The 18,167-nt window shown below is 58.4% G+C and carries 14 protein-coding genes; 1 reads left to right on the top strand and 13 read right to left on the bottom strand.

Annotated elements, in window-relative coordinates; all coding sequences use genetic code 11:
- Positions 1-140 precede the first annotated feature (140 nt).
- The 11 genes from HMPREF1494_RS06555 to HMPREF1494_RS06500 form a co-directional block, all read right to left on the bottom strand.
- Positions 141-1,415: an ABC transporter substrate-binding protein gene (locus HMPREF1494_RS06555; protein WP_003842937.1), complete on the bottom strand. Its 1,275-nt coding sequence runs from the start codon at positions 1,413-1,415 to the stop codon at positions 141-143.
- A 185-nt stretch (positions 1,416-1,600) separates the two neighbouring features.
- Entirely contained in the window at positions 1,601-2,905 is a 1,305-nt protein-coding gene (locus HMPREF1494_RS06550) for an ABC transporter substrate-binding protein (RefSeq protein ID WP_034521198.1), read from the bottom strand.
- 433 nt (positions 2,906-3,338) lie between these two features.
- Entirely contained in the window at positions 3,339-4,301 is a 963-nt protein-coding gene (locus HMPREF1494_RS06540; RefSeq protein ID WP_034521194.1) for an ABC transporter ATP-binding protein, read from the bottom strand.
- A gap of 1 nt (position 4,302) precedes the next feature.
- On the bottom strand, positions 4,303-5,298 hold the full coding sequence (locus tag HMPREF1494_RS06535; protein ID WP_003842940.1) for an ABC transporter ATP-binding protein: 996 nt from the start codon (positions 5,296-5,298) through the stop codon (positions 4,303-4,305).
- On the bottom strand, positions 5,291-6,274 hold the full coding sequence (locus HMPREF1494_RS06530; protein WP_003837981.1) for a branched-chain amino acid ABC transporter permease: 984 nt from the start codon (positions 6,272-6,274) through the stop codon (positions 5,291-5,293). Before HMPREF1494_RS06530 ends, HMPREF1494_RS06535 begins: the two co-directional genes overlap by 8 nt.
- Positions 6,275-6,277: 3 nt before the next feature.
- Complete coding sequence (locus tag HMPREF1494_RS06525; protein ID WP_034521193.1) at positions 6,278-7,687, bottom strand: ABC transporter permease subunit; 1,410 nt, start codon at positions 7,685-7,687, stop codon at positions 6,278-6,280.
- 270 nt (positions 7,688-7,957) lie between these two features.
- Positions 7,958-8,326 (bottom strand): fluoride efflux transporter FluC, encoded by a 369-nt coding sequence (locus HMPREF1494_RS06520; RefSeq protein WP_003837984.1) that lies wholly within the window; start codon positions 8,324-8,326, stop codon positions 7,958-7,960.
- A complete protein-coding gene (locus tag HMPREF1494_RS06515; RefSeq protein ID WP_034521189.1) occupies positions 8,326-9,366 on the bottom strand; it encodes a FluC/FEX family fluoride channel in 1,041 nt (346 codons plus the stop codon). Before HMPREF1494_RS06515 ends, HMPREF1494_RS06520 begins: the two co-directional genes overlap by 1 nt.
- Positions 9,367-9,601: 235 nt before the next feature.
- Complete coding sequence (locus tag HMPREF1494_RS06510; protein WP_034521187.1) at positions 9,602-11,173, bottom strand: ClC family H(+)/Cl(-) exchange transporter; 1,572 nt, start codon at positions 11,171-11,173, stop codon at positions 9,602-9,604.
- Positions 11,174-11,477: 304 nt separating this feature from the next.
- A complete protein-coding gene (locus HMPREF1494_RS06505) occupies positions 11,478-12,764 on the bottom strand; it encodes an adenylosuccinate synthase (RefSeq protein ID WP_034521184.1) in 1,287 nt (428 codons plus the stop codon).
- A 264-nt stretch (positions 12,765-13,028) separates the two neighbouring features.
- Positions 13,029-14,225 (bottom strand): polysaccharide deacetylase family protein, encoded by a 1,197-nt coding sequence (locus HMPREF1494_RS06500; protein WP_034521181.1) that lies wholly within the window; start codon positions 14,223-14,225, stop codon positions 13,029-13,031.
- Between the two features lie 153 nt (positions 14,226-14,378).
- Here HMPREF1494_RS06500 and fbaA point away from each other — a divergent pair, with 153 nt between their 5' ends.
- Complete coding sequence (gene fbaA / locus HMPREF1494_RS06495) at positions 14,379-15,467, top strand: class II fructose-bisphosphate aldolase (protein ID WP_034521178.1); 1,089 nt, start codon at positions 14,379-14,381, stop codon at positions 15,465-15,467.
- A gap of 345 nt (positions 15,468-15,812) precedes the next feature.
- Here fbaA and HMPREF1494_RS06490 read toward each other — a convergent pair whose 3' ends face one another.
- Together HMPREF1494_RS06490 and yddG are read right to left on the bottom strand one after the other, a co-directional pair.
- Positions 15,813-16,787 (bottom strand): hypothetical protein, encoded by a 975-nt coding sequence (locus tag HMPREF1494_RS06490; protein WP_051404738.1) that lies wholly within the window; start codon positions 16,785-16,787, stop codon positions 15,813-15,815.
- A 402-nt stretch (positions 16,788-17,189) separates the two neighbouring features.
- The gene (gene yddG, locus HMPREF1494_RS06485; protein ID WP_034521238.1) at positions 17,190-18,110 is read right to left on the bottom strand and encodes an aromatic amino acid DMT transporter YddG; all 921 of its coding nucleotides are present in this window, start codon (positions 18,108-18,110) and stop codon (positions 17,190-17,192) included.
- Positions 18,111-18,167 lie beyond the last annotated feature (57 nt).

The raw sequence follows: 18,167 nt of genomic DNA, 5'->3' as shown, positions 1-18,167 counted from the left end.
TTCGGTCGAGACGGTCGTCGAGAGCATGAGGTCGCGGCATACGAAAGCGGTGCGAAGCCTGACGACGATTGTCGCCCGCTTCGCACCGCGCGTCTCGTTTGGTCATGATTCGCACCTGTAACTCAGGTGCGGCGCCACGATCAGGCCGTAGGCACGGAACCTTCCTGAGAGTGGTCGAAGACCGGCTTGTTGTCGGCATCGTACTTGTAGACGCCGATGGAAGCCGAGCTTGGATCATGCGCATCGTTGAATGCGCCGATGGAGGTCTGGCCCTTGTACTGGATTTCCTTGCCGTCCTTGAGCAGCGCCAGGCAAGCCTTGTAGGAATCGCATTCCTCGCCCTTGGTGGAACCGGAGACCGCCATAAGGTTCTTCTGCACGGTCTCGCCGTCCGTCGCGCCGCCCTTCTGGGCCGCGAGCGCCGCCAGCACGATGGCGTCATAGGTTTCGGCGGTGTAGGTGAAGTCGGTGACCTTGGAGTTGAAGGACTTGACGTTCTTCTGGAATTCGTCGGTAGGATGGGCGCCCGGGATGGTGCCGACGGAACCTTCCAGCAGACCGGCATCGAAGTCCTCGGAGTGGTCGACGGTATTGCCGTCGGTCATGTACAGCTTGTGGGTATCGATGCCCTGGGTCGCAAGTTCCTTGACGAGCGGCACGGTCTGATCGAAGGCGATCACCAGCGTGGCATCCGCATTAGAGGCCTTGATGCTGGTCACCATCGAGGAGAAGTTGGTTTCGGTCGGATCGAAGGTATCCTTCTCGCCATAAACGACCTTCACGCCGGCATCCTCCACGGTTTTGACGACCACGTCACGCAGGGACGTGCCGTATTCGTCGTTGAAGACCGCGATGGCAAGGTTCTTCACACCGTCCTGTGCGATGATCTGGCCCAGCACGGCACCCTGTACGGTGTCCGGCGGGATGGTGCGGAAGAAGTAGTCGTTCAGGCCGGAGAAAGCAGTGGACGTGGCACCCGAAGAGATCATCGGCACCTTCGCGGACGTGACCTGCTTGTAGGTGTTCTTGACCACGGAGCTGGACGGCGGGCCGACCACGACGGACGGGTTCTTGGCGAGCACCGACTGCGCCGACGACGTGTTCTGGTCGGCATGGTCCGCGTCCGAAGTGTCGGCCGAAGTGATTTCGATGTCTTTGCCGAGTACGCCGCCGGCATCGTTGATGTCCTTCTGCGCAAGCTTCATGGTGGCGATATTGGCCGGGCCGAGGTACGCCATGGAGCCGGTGAGCGGGAACAGGCCTGCCGCCATGAACGTGCCGGAATCGGATGTGGATGAGGCGGATGAGTCGCTCGAGCTGGACGAAGACGAGCCGCAGCCGGACAGCATCATCGTCAGCGCGGCCGCCGCCGCGGTAATCGTAATCAGGGTCTTCCTGGAATTACTCTTCTTCATTATCGTCACTTCCTCTTGTCTCTGTACTGTCGTTTATTGTCGTGATTATTGCCGCGGGCAAGCAAGAATCCGCAAATTCCTGCGGATACCACGATTGCGCTATCTGGAATTATGCGGATTCTTGCGATTGAGGCCCGACGGCGACCGCGCATCTTACGTTTGTCGGCCGCCGTCACAACCTACTGTCAGTCGGTCGGAACGTCGCCGGACTGGGTGTGGTCGAAGACCGGCTTGTTGTCGCCGTCGAAGGTGTAGACGCCGATGTTCGCGGAGCTCGGATCATTGTTCTTGTTGAACGGTCCGATACCGGTCTGGCCTTGGTACTGGATGTCCTTGCCGTCCTTGAGGAGGGCGAGGCATGCCTTGTAGGAATCGCACTTTTCGCCGCCGTCCGCGCCGGAGACCGCCGCCATATTGGCCTGGATGGTCTTGCCGTCGGCGCTGCCGCCCTTCTGCGCGGCGAGGGCTGCGAGAATGATGCCATCGTAAGTTTCGGCGGCATAGGTGGTGGTGTTCTTCAGATCCACGCCGGTGGATTCGAGACGCTTGATGAAGTCATCGGACGGGTTGACGCCAGGGATGGTGCCCTTCGAGCCCTTGAGCAGGCCGGCATCAAGCTCGCTGGAATAATCGGAGGTGTTGCCGTCGACGAAATACAGCTTGCTCATGTCCACACCGGCGGAGGCGAGGGCCTTGAGCAGCGGCTTGGTCTGATCGAAGGCGATGACGAGCGTCGCGTCAGGGTTGGACGCCTTGATGGCGGTGGCAATCGAAGAGAAGTTCGTTTCGGTCGGATCGAAGGTATCCTTCTCGCCGTAAACGATATCGACGCCCGCGTCACCGGCGGTCTTGACGACCGTGTCGCGCAGACCGGTGCCGTATTCGTCGTTGAAGACCGCGATGGCGAGCTTCTGCACGCCATCCTGGGCGATGAGGTTGCCCATCACGGCACCCTGCACGGTATCGGGGGCGACGGTACGGAAGAAGTAGTCGGACAGGCCGGAGAAGCTGGCCGAAGTGGCGCCCATCGACAGCATCGGAACGTTCTGCGAGGTGATGGACTTGTACGTGTTTTTGACCACGGAGCTGGAAGCCGGGCCGATGACGAACGACGGATTCTTGCTGAGCACGGACTGCGCGGCGGACGTGTTCTGATCGGCATGGTCCGCATCGGAGGTGTCGGCATCGACGGTGGTGACGTCGTTGCCAAGTACGCCGCCTGCATCGTTGATATCCTTGACCGCAAGTTTCTCGGCGGCCAGTTCAGGAGGTGCGAGATAGGCCAGGGAACCGGTTTCCGGCCACAGTCCGCCAAGCACGAACTTGGTGGTCTTGGCGCTGGAATCCGACGAACTGGCAGTGCTGTCGGAACCGCTGGAACTCGAGCCGCAGCCGGCGAGCGACATCACTGCGGCGGCGATCACGGCGGTCGTCGTGATCGACAGCTTCTTCATGCTCTTCATGTTGATATGCTTCATGCGAATCACCATTTCCTCTCTTGATTCGGCCGAATGCCGAACCCTTGGTGACGATTGCGATCGTCTTGATTGTTCTCGACCGTTCGCAACCTTTACTTCGGAATATAGAAACCCTGCAAACCGAAAGTGTGTGCATAAAGTTAACCTGAGATGAAGCCCGAAAACTGTTGGAAACACAAGGATTTCCAACGGTTTTTAGGCATGGCTGAACCGCCGGCGGAGGTAGGATTCCCGGTACGCCGGCGGTTGGCTGGGACTCGAGGTCCTCGCTTACGGAAGAAAGCCCGGGCTCAGGGACTCAAGGTTCCGGCTCATGGAGGAAACCGCGGAACGCGTGCGCAGACCGCCATTCGGGACCGAAGGCGTACGAAGGTACATCGAGCGGCGAGCGGCGAGAAAGGCGGCATGCGCTCCGTTCCGTGATTCCCAGAGTTCTGCCGTCACTTCATCTCCCTTCCTCTTCCACCTCCTCTTCCAGATTGCCGAGGTAGAGGGAAACGACCTTCGGATCTTCCATCAGGTCACGGCCCTTGCCGGAATATGCGTTACGGCCCTGGTCGAGAACGTAGCCACGATCGCAGATCTGCAGGCAACGACGGGCGTTCTGTTCGACGATAACCACGGAGACACCGGCCTTATTGACCTGACGCACGCGGATGAAGGTCTCATCCTGCAACATCGGGGACAGACCTGCGGAAGGCTCATCCAGCAACAGTACGGATGGCTTCATCATCAGGGCGCGGGCCATGGCCACCATCTGGCGTTCGCCGCCGGAAAGCTGGCCGGCAAGCTGGTTCTTGCGTTGGCCGAGCTTGGGGAAGATGGAGCACACGTAGTCGAACCGCTCGTTGAACAGCTTCGGCGCCTGGAATGCGCCCATATGCATGTTTTCCGCGATGGTCAGGCTGGGGAACACGTTTTCGGTCTGCGGCACGAAACCGACGCCGCGAGAGACAAGCTTGTCGGCACGCAGGTTGGTGATGTCCTCGCCCTTCAACAACAGCTTTCCGGAGTGGATATGCACCAGACCGAACAGCGACTTGAGCAATGTGGACTTGCCGGCGCCATTCGGACCGATGATGCCGACGATTTCGCCCTCATGCAAGGTAAGGGAGGCACCGTTGAGGATGTTCACGCCGGGAATGTACCCGGCGATCAGATCGACCGCGTCCAGCAGGGGCTCGCCATCGGGTTCTCCCACGTGGATCTGCGCACGGGTCAAACCGTCCGCGCTCCCACCCTGCGTGTCCGATTCTCCAGAATCGGACAACTGGGAACCAACATTCCCCTCCTGAATGTCCGATTCTCCAGAATCGGACACAGAGACCACCGGATTCCCCGTCTGGATGTCCGATTCTGGAGAATCGGACAAACCTGCCGGATCGGTGACGCTTACGATGTCGCTCATCTCAGGCCTCCTTCAAATCTTCAAGCACGGAATCGTCACCCAGGTCCACATTGGCATGCGCACCCAGATAGGCGTCGATCACAGCCGGATCGCTCATCACGCTCTTCGGCTGACCTTCGGCAACGATCTTGCCTTCCGCCATCACGGTGACCCAATCGGCGATATGACGCACCATGTTGATGTCATGTTCCACGAACAGCACCGTCGTGCCTTCCTCACGCAATGCCATGATGTGGTCGAGCAGCGACTGCTTCAACGCCGGATTCACGCCGGCCATCGGTTCGTCAAGCATCACCAGCTGCGGATCCGACATCAGCGCACGTGCCATCTCCAGCAGTTTGCGTTGGCCTCCGGAAAGCGCGCCCGCATAATCGTTTTTCTTCTTGATCAGCAGGAAGCGTTCCAATAGCGCTTCCGCCTTTTCAACGTTCTCTTTCTCCTGACGTTTCCACATTCCGGGAAACAGCGCACGGAACATGCCCTCACCTGGTTGCACGGGCGCACCAAGCAGCATGTTGTCAAGCACGGTCAGACGGCTCATGACCTTCGTCAGCTGGAATGTGCGGACCATGCCCATACGTGCCACCTTCTCAGGCTGCACGTGGGCCATGTCCTTGCCGTCGAACTGCCAAGTGCCGGTATTCGGCGTATCGAAGCCGGTCATCAGATTGAAGAACGTGGTCTTGCCGGCACCGTTCGGACCGATCAACGCAGTGATGCCGTGGCGTTCGATCTCGAAGTGGCCCACGTCCACGGCGGTCATGCCGCCGAATTTGCGGGTCACGTTGTCGGCGATCAGAATCGGATCGGGCTTATGCACGCCCGGCTTGTTCTCCACGAACCTGAGATCCTCGGTGACTTTGTCCCTGTAAGCGGTGGAGATCAGGGTTTCACCTTCTGGCGCCTTGGTGGCCCATTTCGTCAGATCATGGAACGGGACGCCCGGCTGAGGGAAAGACGACACGGCGGGCTGTTGAGTATTCGTTGTATCAGGCATGGAAAGCCAACTCCTTTCGGTCGCCCAACAAGCCTTGTGGCCTGAAGATCACCAGGCACATCAGCGCGACGCCGACGATCACCCAGCCAAGGGCTTCGATCTGGTTGGAGGAGATCAGGGTTTCGGGAACCGTATTACGCATGACCTCCTTGACGAAGGTGAGCAATACCCACAGCACGCAGGAGCCCAGTACCGGGCCAAGAATCGTGGCCGCGCCACCCAGCAGCAGAATCGTCCACACATAGAAGGTGACGGTACGACCGAGCGAATCCGGCTGCACGGAACGCGGCAGCACGAAGATGATGCCTGCCATCGCGCCAAACAGACCGCCGAGAATCAACGATTCCATCTTGTATTTCGTAACCGGCTTGCCGAGCGAACGGATCGCGTTCTCATCCTCGCGGATGCCCTTGAGCATGCGCCCCCACGGCGAGTGGAACCAACGCCAGCACAGGAACGCCGCGATTGCCACCAGAATCCAGGCCACGATGCGAAGCCACCAGGAGTTCGCAATGTTGTTGCTGTAGGTCCACAGCAGGAACGTGGTCGAACCATCGGGCAGCGGGGAAAGCGCCTCGAACTTCTCCGTGAAATCCTGCGGGGAAATGCCGGCGGAACCGCCGGTGAGATTCGTCATGGCCGTCGACCTGCCGATGATACGGATGATTTCCGCGGCAGCCAACGTGACCATGGCTAGATAGTCAGGGCCGAGCTTCAACGTCGGAATGCCAAGCAGCAGTGCGTAGATGACGGCAAGAGCGAGCGCCGCGCATACGGAGGCGAACAGGTTGCAGCCCATCGACTGCGTGACTGCGAAGCCGTACGCGCCGAGCAGCATGAAGCCTGCCTGACCCATGTTCATCAGGCCCGTCATACCGAAGTGAATGTTCAAACCGATGGCGGCGAGTACGTATGCCGCCGTGGTCGGGGCGATCAGCTCGCCCGCCGCATTGGAGATGATTGTCATGATGTCCATGAATCAGCCCACCCTTTGTTGCTTGCCGAAGATGCCCTGCGGGCGCACCAGCAGAACGATGATGAGGATTGCCAGCGCGCTGGCGTAACGCATGTCGTTGGGGATGACGAGCGAGCTCATGTCCGCCACGATGCCGATGACCAGCGAACCGATGAGTGCGCCGTTGGCGGTACCGAGGCCGCCGAGCGTGACGGCCGCGAACATCAGCAGGATCAGGGTCGCTCCGGTGTTCCAGGAGATGCCGTTGAGATAGATGCCCAACAGCACGCCGGATAGTGCGGCCATGGAGCATGACAGGATCCAGACGACACGTACCACCTGGTCCACGTTGATGCCGGAAGCCGCTGCGAGCGCCGCATTGTCGGACACGGCTCGCGTTGCCCTGCCGAGACGGGTCTTGTAGAGGAACAATGTGACGCCGATGATCACGCAGATGGCGATTAGCGCGGACAGCAACGTCGGCATGTCGGTCGTGATCGGGCCGAGCTGGAAGCTGTCCGGCACCGATTTGACGATGCCCTTGATGTCACCGCCGAAGAAGAACTGGAACGTGTATTGCAATGCCATCGACAGGCCGATGGTGACGATCATCTGCTGCATGGTGCCGACATGGCGGCGGCGCAGCGGGCCCCATACGATTTCGTTTTGGATGAGACCTGTGATTGCGCCGATGACGATGGCGAAAATGGCGGAGGCCACGACCGGCATGTGCAGCATCTGCGTGCCGACATATGCCATGAGACCGCCGAGCGTCACCTGCTCACCGTGCGAGAACGACTGCAGGCCGGTGGTGCCGTAGACGAGGTTCATGCCGACTGACATCAGGCCAAGCATCAGGCCGAAGATGATGCCGGAGTACAGCTGTTGCCAGATGCGCTTGCCGATGTTGGAGCCGGCCTTCTTCTTTGATACCGTTGCGGTGCCTGAGGAGCTGGAGCTGTCGGAGCCGGATTTGGCCGAGTCGGAGGACGAGCTGCCAGAGGATGCGGAGTCGTTGACTTGGTCGAAGCGGACCACGCCGCGCTGCTTGTCGAAGCTGGCTTTCTTGATGGTCACCGTGGCGCTGCTCGACTTCAATCCGTGCTCTTCGGCCACGGATTCGTCGATGGTGACGGTGTAATCGCCGTCATCCTTGACTGAAAACGCCCACTTGCCGTCGGCATCGGTTGTTGTTTCCGCTTCTTCCGTACCGGAAAGCTTCACGGTGATATCCGCAATCGCTTTCTTGTCGGCATCCTGCAGAATGCCGTTGACGCAACCGTTGTCGGAAGTCGGATTGCAGACATCCACGGCGTCGGCCGCCATGGCTGAGTCGGGTGGCAGAATGAATAGCATCGAAAGAGCGGCGAAGATCGAACATAGTATTACGATTCCCGATCGACGATGCCGTGCAATGTGAGATACGGCTGTCATAGGATTTCCTCTCTTGTTGTTTCCACAACGTAGGAGAAGAAACGGCGTTCTCAGTTGCACTCAGATTTCCGGAAGGTTACTCTCACGCCGGAGTTGTAACACGGAAATTACGCGGGAAGGTCGGCGGAGAGCTCTCTCAGACGGATTGGCTATGGTGCCGGAATGGTCAACCGCTGTCGGAAAATGGGACATGATTGCCGGCAAAACAACGTTTTTGCCCGATTTTTCGGCATTCTCGCGCATCTGACATTTTGCCGCGCCTGACGTTTGTCAACGGGCGAGCGAAGCCAATCCGAAACCCAATGCGACGCACACGAGCGGCACCGCAACCGTCGCCACGCCATACCCCAACGCCATCGCGAAACGCTTCTTGCGAATCAATGACAGCACTTCATTGATGGCCGTCGAGAACGTGGAAAACCCGCCCAGAAAACCGGTCAGGAACAGCATGACGGTCTGAGAATCCACCGATTGCGCATAATATGACATCATCGCAATGCCCGCACATAACGAGGCGATACCGTTGATCACCAGCGTGGACAACGGGAAGGAACGATTCCAGCTACGTTGAATCGACACATCAAGCACATAACGGGCCATGGCCCCGATGCCGCCGAAGAAGCAAAGCAGCCACATCATCAGCGCACCTCCCCCGTGGTCGGATCGGCGACCAGCGGAATCTCCGCAGTGATCGGCTTGGGTTCGAAACTCGGCGGATTCACGGACGGTACAGGACTATTCCGCCGCGTCGCGTCGGCAAGCTCCGCCAACCCTGGGGATTCCTGCGATTCCACAGATTCGGATTGCGCGGCCCGCGCGGCCGTGGTCGCAGCCGCCTGCGCCGCCGCAGCCGCCTCCAACGCGGCTTGAGCGGCGGAATGCGCCATATCGGCCACTTTCACCTGCGTATACCCTTCGGCCAGCCCCTTCCTCATCGTCAAGTTGTCCGATTCTGGTGAATCGGACAAACGTGAGTGTCTGTCAGCCCCCTGTTTGTCCGATTCACCAGAATCGGACAAACGTAATGCTTCACGTACGGCTCTGCGGGTGCGGCGCGCCAGCAGCAACTGCATAATCCCGAGGCCCGCCACAGACGCAATCATGCCTCCGACGAAACTGATTGCAAGATACAACAATGCACCCGTCACATGATGTGTGCTCATTCCTTCCATGGTTTCCAACATGAGCCCGGACATGGTGGAAAGCCCTCCGAGCATCCCCAGACCAATGCCGCGACTGGCGATCTGACGCATGCGGCGGGGCCACCATGAAGCGACCGCCATGTATTCAACCAGCATGGCGAACAGGAAACAGGCAAGCATATTCGACACGAAGGTGCCCGGTACGAACGGCTGTCCCTCAGCCGCCGGCATCATCTCATCAAGCACGCGACGAAGTCCCACGCCGACGAAACCGCCGACGAACACCACCAGATACATCAGTCCGTCGGCCAGAGGATTGAATCGTGCCTGCACACGCTTTAACGGGGCGAGAGGAATCTGAGGAGGATTGGAAGCCGCAGCCGCACCTTGAGGTTGAGCATCAGCGTTGGCCGCCTCAACCACGCTGATCGCCTGCGTCGCCGGATTCGGGTCCTCCCCCGCGCCTAGCCGCCTGGGCGGCTTGGGCTCGTCATCCGCCTGTCCGCCATGCAACGGACCCCGTGTCTGCGATTCCATGTCGCTCCCTTATTCCAAAACTTTCAGACGCTCACTCATGAACCACACCGTTCTCGCGACTGGTCACACAACGATGCACCAGTCGCAGATACCGTCTTCCCGACATTGCACGAGTGTACACGCTGCCACGACGCAATCCGACCACGTGTCCGATTCTGGTGAATCAGACACGTAATGCCCTCTGCAACGCCCACAGATGTCCGAATCTCCAGAATCGGACAGCCGTGTAGGGCGCTCACAGTCCGACATCGCACAGCCGACGCATGGCGAGACGCACCTTGCGTTCCTCCTCGCCACTGAACAGCACCACCAAATAATCACCGGCACGCAGCGTAGTATCACCGCGCGGCACGATCTCACGCTCGCCACGACGCAATCCGATAATCAGACAGCCTGACGGCCATGCCACGTCACGTACGCGCTTGCCCTCCGCTTCGGCACCCATCTCCAGCGGAAGTTCCATCACACCGCTGCCGACCTGGCTCACAACGGTTGATTCCATGCCTCGCGCCTTCATATACCGTGCCAACAGTTCGCCATAAATCGGCCTGGTACGCAGCAAATCGGAGACAAGAAGCGCGATGAAGGCCGATGCCGCAATCGGCAGCATGTGCGTCAACGTACCCGACATCTCTACAGCCAGCAAAATCGAAGTAATCGGAGTCTTTACGGAAGCGGCCAACGTACCCGTCATCACACAAACCGCGAACACAGCCACGGACTGCGACTGCAATCCGCAAAACTGACGTGCAGCCTCGCCGCAGATGCCACCAGCCAATGAGCCGATTGCCAGAATCGGCATGAAAATGCCACCGGGGGTACCGGAACCAAAACTGGTGCTGGTGAAAATCATCTTCGCCGCAAACAATATGCACAACATACCAATGCCCGATTCGGCCTTTTCGGACAATGCGATGAGATTCGATCCGCCGCCAAGCACGTCCGGCAGCCAGATGCCGACCGGCAACGCGATCGCGATGGCAACCATCGGGCGAATCCACGCAGGCAGCTTGCCATATAACGTCTGCAATCCAAGCAGGGAACGGTTCACCAGCGAACCGACCAGACCGGCGACGATCCCCAGCGGAATCAACCAAATGTATTCGGCAAGAGGCAGTTGCCCGACAGCGCCGAAATCCAACACAGGACGCAGTCCGAAACAATATTTCGAAACAAAATCGGCGGTCAGCGAAGCAGCGGTCGCACCCATCAAAATAGTGGGCGAAAAACTACGATGAATACCTTCAAGCGCAAACATCATGCCGGAAAGCGGGGCGCTGAACGCGGCGGAAAGGCCGGCAGCGGCACCAGCGGACACCAGATAGTGCTCCTGCGCATCCTCACGACGCCGCCCACGCAAACGATGCGACAGAAACTGCGCTCCAGACGCGCCGATTTGAATGGACGGCCCCTCACGGCCCAGCGACAGACCGAACAGCGACCCCAGCAGACCACCAACGAAACGAACCGGCAAAATGCTCTGCCAACGCATCTTCAAACCATCGATCACCACACCATTGGTTTGAGGAATGCCACTGCCACCGGCCATCGGCTCTTTGTCAACCATCCAAGCGATAAGCAGGGCGCTGCCAGCGGCCGCAGCCATCCACGGCACAAGCAGCCACGGCTGGTTACGGATCTGCGCGTACATCCAACGTGCACAATCCGTGCCATATTCGATACCAAGACGGTAAACAACCACCAACAAGCCGGAAATCAGACCAACAGCAACGCCGGCCGCGGCCATCTTCCATTTCAGATGGTCGAAGCGTGGAATCAGCCTGTCGATGGTCGGAATCGAACTCATCGCATTGCGCTCCCGTCTCCTTGCCCGTTACGTCTTCACACAGACTGTCCGATTCTGGTGAATCAGCCAGTCGCGCCTCCAATATCAACCCCCATGTGTCCGAATCTCCAGAATCAGACACATACGCATCCAAACTCGCCCACGCATGTCCGATTCACCAGAATCGGACAAACAAGGATGTCAGATCACCAGTTGTTTGTCCGAATCTCCAGAATCAGACAAATAGGGGATAAAAAAGGTGCCGGACAGGCGTACACCTGCCGACACCAATCATACGTACACTACCAATGAAGCGCAGCGGGAATCAGTCGACGAGCGAATTGATCTGAATGATGTGATCGCGCTGCGGGCCGGTGCCGATCACGGAAATGCGGCATCCGGACAGCTCTTCAAGACGCTTGACGTAATCCTGGCAGGTTTGCGGCAGATTGTTGAAATCATGCACTTGGGAAATGTCTTCGGTCCAGCCCGGCATGGTCTCGTAAATGGGCTTCGCGACGGCAAATTCAGCCTGATCGGTCGGCATATCGTCGTGGCGTTCACCATTTACGTCGTAAGCCACACAAATCGGAATCTCTTGAAGACCTGTAAGCACATCAAGCTTAGTGAGCACGATATCGGTCAGACCGTTGACTTGGGATGCGTAACGATTCACGACCGCGTCAAACCAGCCGCAACGACGCGGACGACCAGTAGTCACACCGTATTCGTGGCCTTGGGCACGCAGCCAGTCGCCATCCTCACCGAACAGCTCGGTCGGGAACGGTCCCTCACCGACTCGGGTCACATATGCTTTGGAGACGCCAATCACGCGGGTGATCTTGGTCGGTCCAACGCCGGTGCCAGTGCAGGCACCGCCGGCGGTCGGGTTGGAGGATGTCACGAACGGGTAGGTGCCATGGTCCACGTCAAGCATGGTGGCCTGGCCGCCCTCGAACAATACGGTCTTGCCCTCGTCAAGCGCCTTGTTCAACACCAAGGAAGTATTGGCAACGTAAGGCTTCAGACGTTCACCGAGCTTAAGCAGCTCGTCGGTGGTCTGGTCCACATCAATCGGACGACGATTGTATAGTTTGACCAGCATCTGATTCTTCTGATGCAGGCTCGCCTCGACCTTGTCATGCAGATGCTCAGCGTTGAACAGGTCATGCACGCGGATGCCGACACGATTGATCTTGTCAGCGTAAGCCGGACCGATACCACGGCCGGTGGTGCCGATCTTATGTTTGCCGAGGAAGCGTTCAGTCACCTTGTCGAGTACACGATGATACGGCGCGATGATGTGTGCGCTTTCGCTCACCAACAGTCGGGAGCAGTCCACGCCGCGGCTTTCAAGGCCGTCGATCTCCTCGAACAGTACTTCGGGATCGACCACGACACCGTTGCCGATGACCGGGGTCGCCGTCGGACTGATGATGCCGGATGGCAGCAGGTGCAGTGCGTACGATTCGTCTCCGACCACCACGGTATGGCCTGCATTGTTGCCGCCGTTGAAGCGTGCAACGTAATCGACTTTGGTACCGATGAGATCGGTGGCCTTGCCTTTACCCTCGTCGCCCCACTGAGCGCCAATCAACACGATACCCGGCATAACGCACCTCCACGCTGTCGCCTTATTCCGCCGAAAACAGCGTACCTTGAGCCCTCTACTGCGGGTCGCCAATCCTGTTTGTCCGATTCTGGTGAATCAGCCATGCACGCCCGCCTTTTCACCCCTCATCTGTCCGATTCTGGAGAATCGGACATTCAGGCGCACAGCGAGGCACGCTATTTGGCTGATTCACCAGAATCGGACAAACGGAATCCCGGCAGCGCCGCAACACACGACCCCGTCCGGCGCCATCCACCCCAGGCTCTACATCTCACTCAGCTGCTCGACAGTCACGAACTCGTACCCCTGCTTCTTCAGATCGTCGATAATCCCCGGCAACGCCTCCACGTCCTGCGACCGGTCGCCGCCGCCGTCATGCATCAGCACCACCGCGCCGTTATGCGCATTGTTCAACACCGCATCATGAATGGCCTGCGCACCGGGCATCTTCCAATCCTCCGTATCGATATCCCACAGCACGTTCATGTCAAGCAGGTCGGCGCACTGCTTCCACTGTTCCACGCCGAACGCACCATATGGGGCACGCATCACCTTCGTTTCCAGTCCGGATGCCTTCTTCAGATTGTCAAACCCTGCCGTGATCTCCGCGCGCAACTCGTCACGCCCCATCTTCGGCATGTATGGATGCGTGTTGCTGTGACTCGCCACCTGATGACCTTCTGCAAGCATGCGCTTCTCCTGCTTCGGGTATTGCGCGGAGCTTTCGCCGACGTCGAAGAACGTCGCCTTCACGCCTTTCTCCTTGAGTATGTCCAGAATCGCGTCGCTGTATTGGCTTGGCCCGTCGTCGAACGTCAATGCGATTACCTTACGTCCGGCCGGTCGTGGCGAACGCGACTGTACCACCAGATTCTGCGGTTCCTTCTTGAATCCCTTGTCGACTTCCTTCTTGGATCTCCGCCCGACCCAAATCTCTTTCATACCGTCCTTGCCGAGTTGTTTGACTTCCTGCAGCGGCCCATTGTTGAGATTGATGTCGGTACCGTATTTGACGGTGTCGTACCGTACCGTATGCGCTTCGGTCTGATCCTTACCGGATTCCACGGTGATTACGTCGTTGTCGGCCATACGTGTGCTGCCAAGTTGCGCGGTTGCCACGGCGGCGCCATTACGTTTCACGATGATCGCTCCACCGCCGCGCTTGTCGAGGACCTTGCCGGTGATATCCAGCAGACGGCCTGGCTTGGCGTTGAAATCATCGTTGTCATGGAGCAGGGTCGCAATCGTGCTGTCGATGCGAACGAGACGGTCGACACGATTGACGGTAACCGGAATGCGGCGCAAATGATAGTTCCACAGATACCAGCCGCCCGTTGCGCCTCCTGCGACCAGTACGGTCAGCAACATCGCAAGTATGACGCGCAACCAAGTGTGATGTTTGCGCGGCGGACGGACGCTATCCTCAAAAGACAGCTCTTCAATATCGTCTTCCAAAGTCATGCTGGCTTCTTTCGCTGCTATTGCCGTGACGTCGTATTGGGATTACCGCAATTGTAGGCGACGTTGCCGCGCCGGCAAACGATCCGACCGCCGGAGGCCCGCAAAACCACAATGAGAAAACCAAAGTGTCACAAAACGAGACATAATGGAGACATGACTATCGCAACTCCTGAACGTTATGCCGAGATGCTGGATGCCGCACGTCGTGGCGGCTACGCATATCCCGCAATCAATGTGACCAGCACGCAGACGCTGAACGCTGCGTTGCAGGGTTTCGCCGAGGCGGAATCCGACGGCATCATCCAGGTGTCGGTGGGCGGTTCCGCATATTTCTCCGGACAATCGGTCAACAATCGTGTGGTCGGCTCGCTCGCATTCGCCGCATTCGCGCATGAGGTGGCCGCACACTATCCGAACATTACGGTGGCACTGCACACCGACCATTGCGCCAAACAATATCTGGATGAATGGGTCCGCCCGCTGCTTGCGCATGAGGCGGAGCAGGTCAAGCACGGTGAAGAGCCGACGTTCCAGTCCCACATGTGGGACGGCTCGACGGTTCCGCTGGAAGAGAATCTTGACATCGCCGAGGAGCTGCTGGAAAAGTCCGTGAAGGCGCACACCGTGCTCGAAATTGAGATTGGCGCGGTCGGCGGCGAAGAGGACGGCCATTCCGCGGAAATCAACGACAAACTGTACTCCACGCCCGCCGATGGCGTGCGCGTGGCGGAACGACTGGGGTTGGGTGAACACGGCCGTTATATGGCCGCGTTCACCTTCGGCAACGTGCATGGCGCATACAAGCCGGGCGTAGTGCAGTTGCGTCCACGATTACTGCACGACATTCAGTCCGAAGTATGGGCGGCCGCGCATGACGGACGCCTGGGAAGCGTTGATGCCGCACACGTTTCCACTTGTGCGCTGCCGGACATGCCGGAAGGCAAGCCGTTCCCCCTGGTGTTCCACGGCGGTTCCGGATCGTCGGCGGCTGAGATTGCGGAAGCGGTTAGCTACGGCGTGGTCAAGATGAACATTGATACGGATACGCAGTATGCGTTCTCACGTGCAATCGCAGGACACATGTTCCGCAATTACGATTCCGTGCTGAAGATTGATGGTGAAGTCGGCAATAAGAAGTTCTACGATCCACGCTCGTGGGGCCGTGAGGCCGAATCCTCGATGGCCGCACGTGTGGTCGAGGCCTGCAGGCAGCTAGGTTCCGCGGGGCGGGCGCTGAGGTAGTCTTCCCGCCGTGGCGTTTGGCTGTCTTCCCCCTCTGTGTGTCCGATTCTGGTGAATCAGCCAAGGCGGAGAGGTAACCAGCGTTCTGTTTGTCCGTTTCACCAGAATCGGACACACAGAACATGATTAAAGGTGTGCGGATGGCTGATTCACCAGAATCGGACACAAAGGAAGGCCCCGCTACGACCACACGCCACCAGAACCGGTTGAAATTCCCACGGATCAGGCATGCCAAAGGACCGGATTCATCCGGTGGCGCTATAAGCCAAGCGGGCACGGCTCGTGTGCGAACAGAATCAGGAAAGAACAAAGAGAAAGAGGAACAGGACAGGAACTGCCACGCTTCTAGTAGGCGGTGCTTCGGAATCCCGCGAACGGCGAGGCATAAGCACATAGGTCACGTGGCACTCGAGCCGCGTCAAGCCGACGCCGCAATGGTTCCCGGGATCGGACATGCTCCATCTGGAATCTTACGACGTTAATTTTCAGCATATTCAGTTCACTTTCACGGTCCTTCTCTCGCAAAATCACATCAACCGTGTCACCGTCGACCGTCATGGACGGGTCCACATACTTCTGCCGACCATCCAACTCACCGACCACAATGCTGCCATCGTCACGTTCCCATGAAAAATCAGCCCTGATATTGCGACCATCCAACGGACTTACGTAAGTAACCTGCGCCTGCGGCTGTGCGAATCCCAATTCCAGCATCGCGGCGAGCGCGGCCACCTCACCGCCGTTCTCGCATGCCGGCTCCGCATGCTCCGCAACATAACGTGCACGGATGATTCCGCCGATCTTCCTTTTATTGCCAACGAACTCCTGCAGTTGCGTCTTCGTGAGATTACCTTTGCGCAAACCTGTGCAGCACACAATCATCGCATTTTCAAAATCCAGCATCCGCGCACAGTCCGCCATAGTCTGAATTTCTGCGGTGACCTGCATGCCGTCCACTACTTTCGTCGGCGGAGGATCCTTGTAAAAATGTGCGATGACGAAGCCGTGACGCCCCGCCTTGGAACGTTCCGTCACTGCAATGTGCACGTACCGCTGCAATTGCAGGGTGGTCGAGTAACCGTACGCACCGGCAGCGGACGGACCGCACAGCACCCAGTCCGGATGTTCGTGGCAAACTGTCCGAAGCGTCCATTTGATGCGATCGGCGTAGGAAAGTGCATTCCACTGCTGCGCACTGATGTAGTAGCCCTTCTTCGGCATGATAATCATGCCGGTATGTACACGACGTTGGCATGCACGGCGATCCTTAGGCTGCTCGGGTACCGCAAGACGGCGGTGCGCATAGGCTTGACGGAGCATCGCGTCTAGACGCTGCTGAGCTTTCGTTGCTCTTGCAGAAGAATTCCTGTGCATGTTCATGCGCACACGATAGGGGATTTCGGGTGGACGTGCCAGCAGAAACAGGGGTTGTGGTCGAAGGACGGGAGTTATCCACATTTTCGGGCGTGTCGCGAGGCTACGGGGGGTGGACTGTCAATCTTCAGCGGGAATAACAGGAGTTCGCCCCAGTTTGTCCGATTCTGGTGAATCAGTCATCCAATGCTGCCATACTGCACCGCATGTGTCTGATTCTGGAGAATCGGACAACCGGGGTACAGAAAACGGAATGTATGTGACTGATTCACCAGAATCGGACATTCATACAGCGCACGAACCAATCAGACTGTCTGATTCGGGAGAATCGGACATGCGGAGAGATGGCTAACGGGCACGCCGCGCGAACCACAGATTGATCAGCGACCCCGCCACCACCAGCACCACGCCAATCCAGAATGGCACGCCCAAAGCCACACCGAGCAGCACCGTGCTAGATGCGGTGGAGAACACGGGCGTGGCATATGAGCCGACCGCCAGCGTCTCCATGTTTCCGTGCAACATGCCATAACCCCAACAAGCGTATCCGCCGGCAATCGACAGTGCACAGGCCGCCAGTGCCACATATCCGCTTATCGACGGCATGGATGTTGGCCAGCCTTGGCCGGACGCGAAGTGAATCGCCCACAGTACTGCGGCCACGCAGCAGAAGAAAATCGTCGTACCATCGTAGCCGTCGGACATCGCAGGTGTCACGGTTGCATACACTGCCCATATGAACGCGCCTGCGAGCGCCAATGCATACGGCAGTGGATTCGATGCGATGTTACGCATGGCCTCATGTACGTCGAGACTCTCACCTCCGACGGCCATCGCCACGCCGATTGTCGCCACAATCGCGCCTGGCAGCGCTTTCCAGACCGCACCGCGCTTATGTGAGACCGTAGCGGTCATCAGTACCAGCAGTGTGGGCCATAGATAGTTGACCAAGCTCACTTCCACAGATTGCGCGGCCGTTGAGGCGAGTCCGATCGACAATGAGATTGACGCTTCGTACGCGATGAACATGGCACCGCCAATGATCAGATATTTACGTGGCGCCTTACGAATCGGCGCCGGTCGACGTACGATCATCAGCATCATGCCACCGACGGTGTAGATCAGCGCAGATCCGAGCGTTGCACCGAATGCGTCGGCGACGAGACGCACCAGCCCGGCCATGAACCCCCACAACACGATTGCACACAGGCCGATAATCGTGCCACGATGCGAAATCGCATGTCCAAGCAACGGATTGCGTGGCACTATGGAAGACTTAGGAGAGTTCGTCTGATTATCATTTGTCACTATGCCCACTTTCACCTC

It is taken from the genome of Bifidobacterium sp. MSTE12, from assembly GCF_000513015.1.
GTDB classification, from domain to species: domain Bacteria; phylum Actinomycetota; class Actinomycetes; order Actinomycetales; family Bifidobacteriaceae; genus Bifidobacterium; species Bifidobacterium dentium.
Note: the sequence above shows the minus strand (reverse complement) of the source record. Positions and strands in the feature narration are given on the sequence as shown.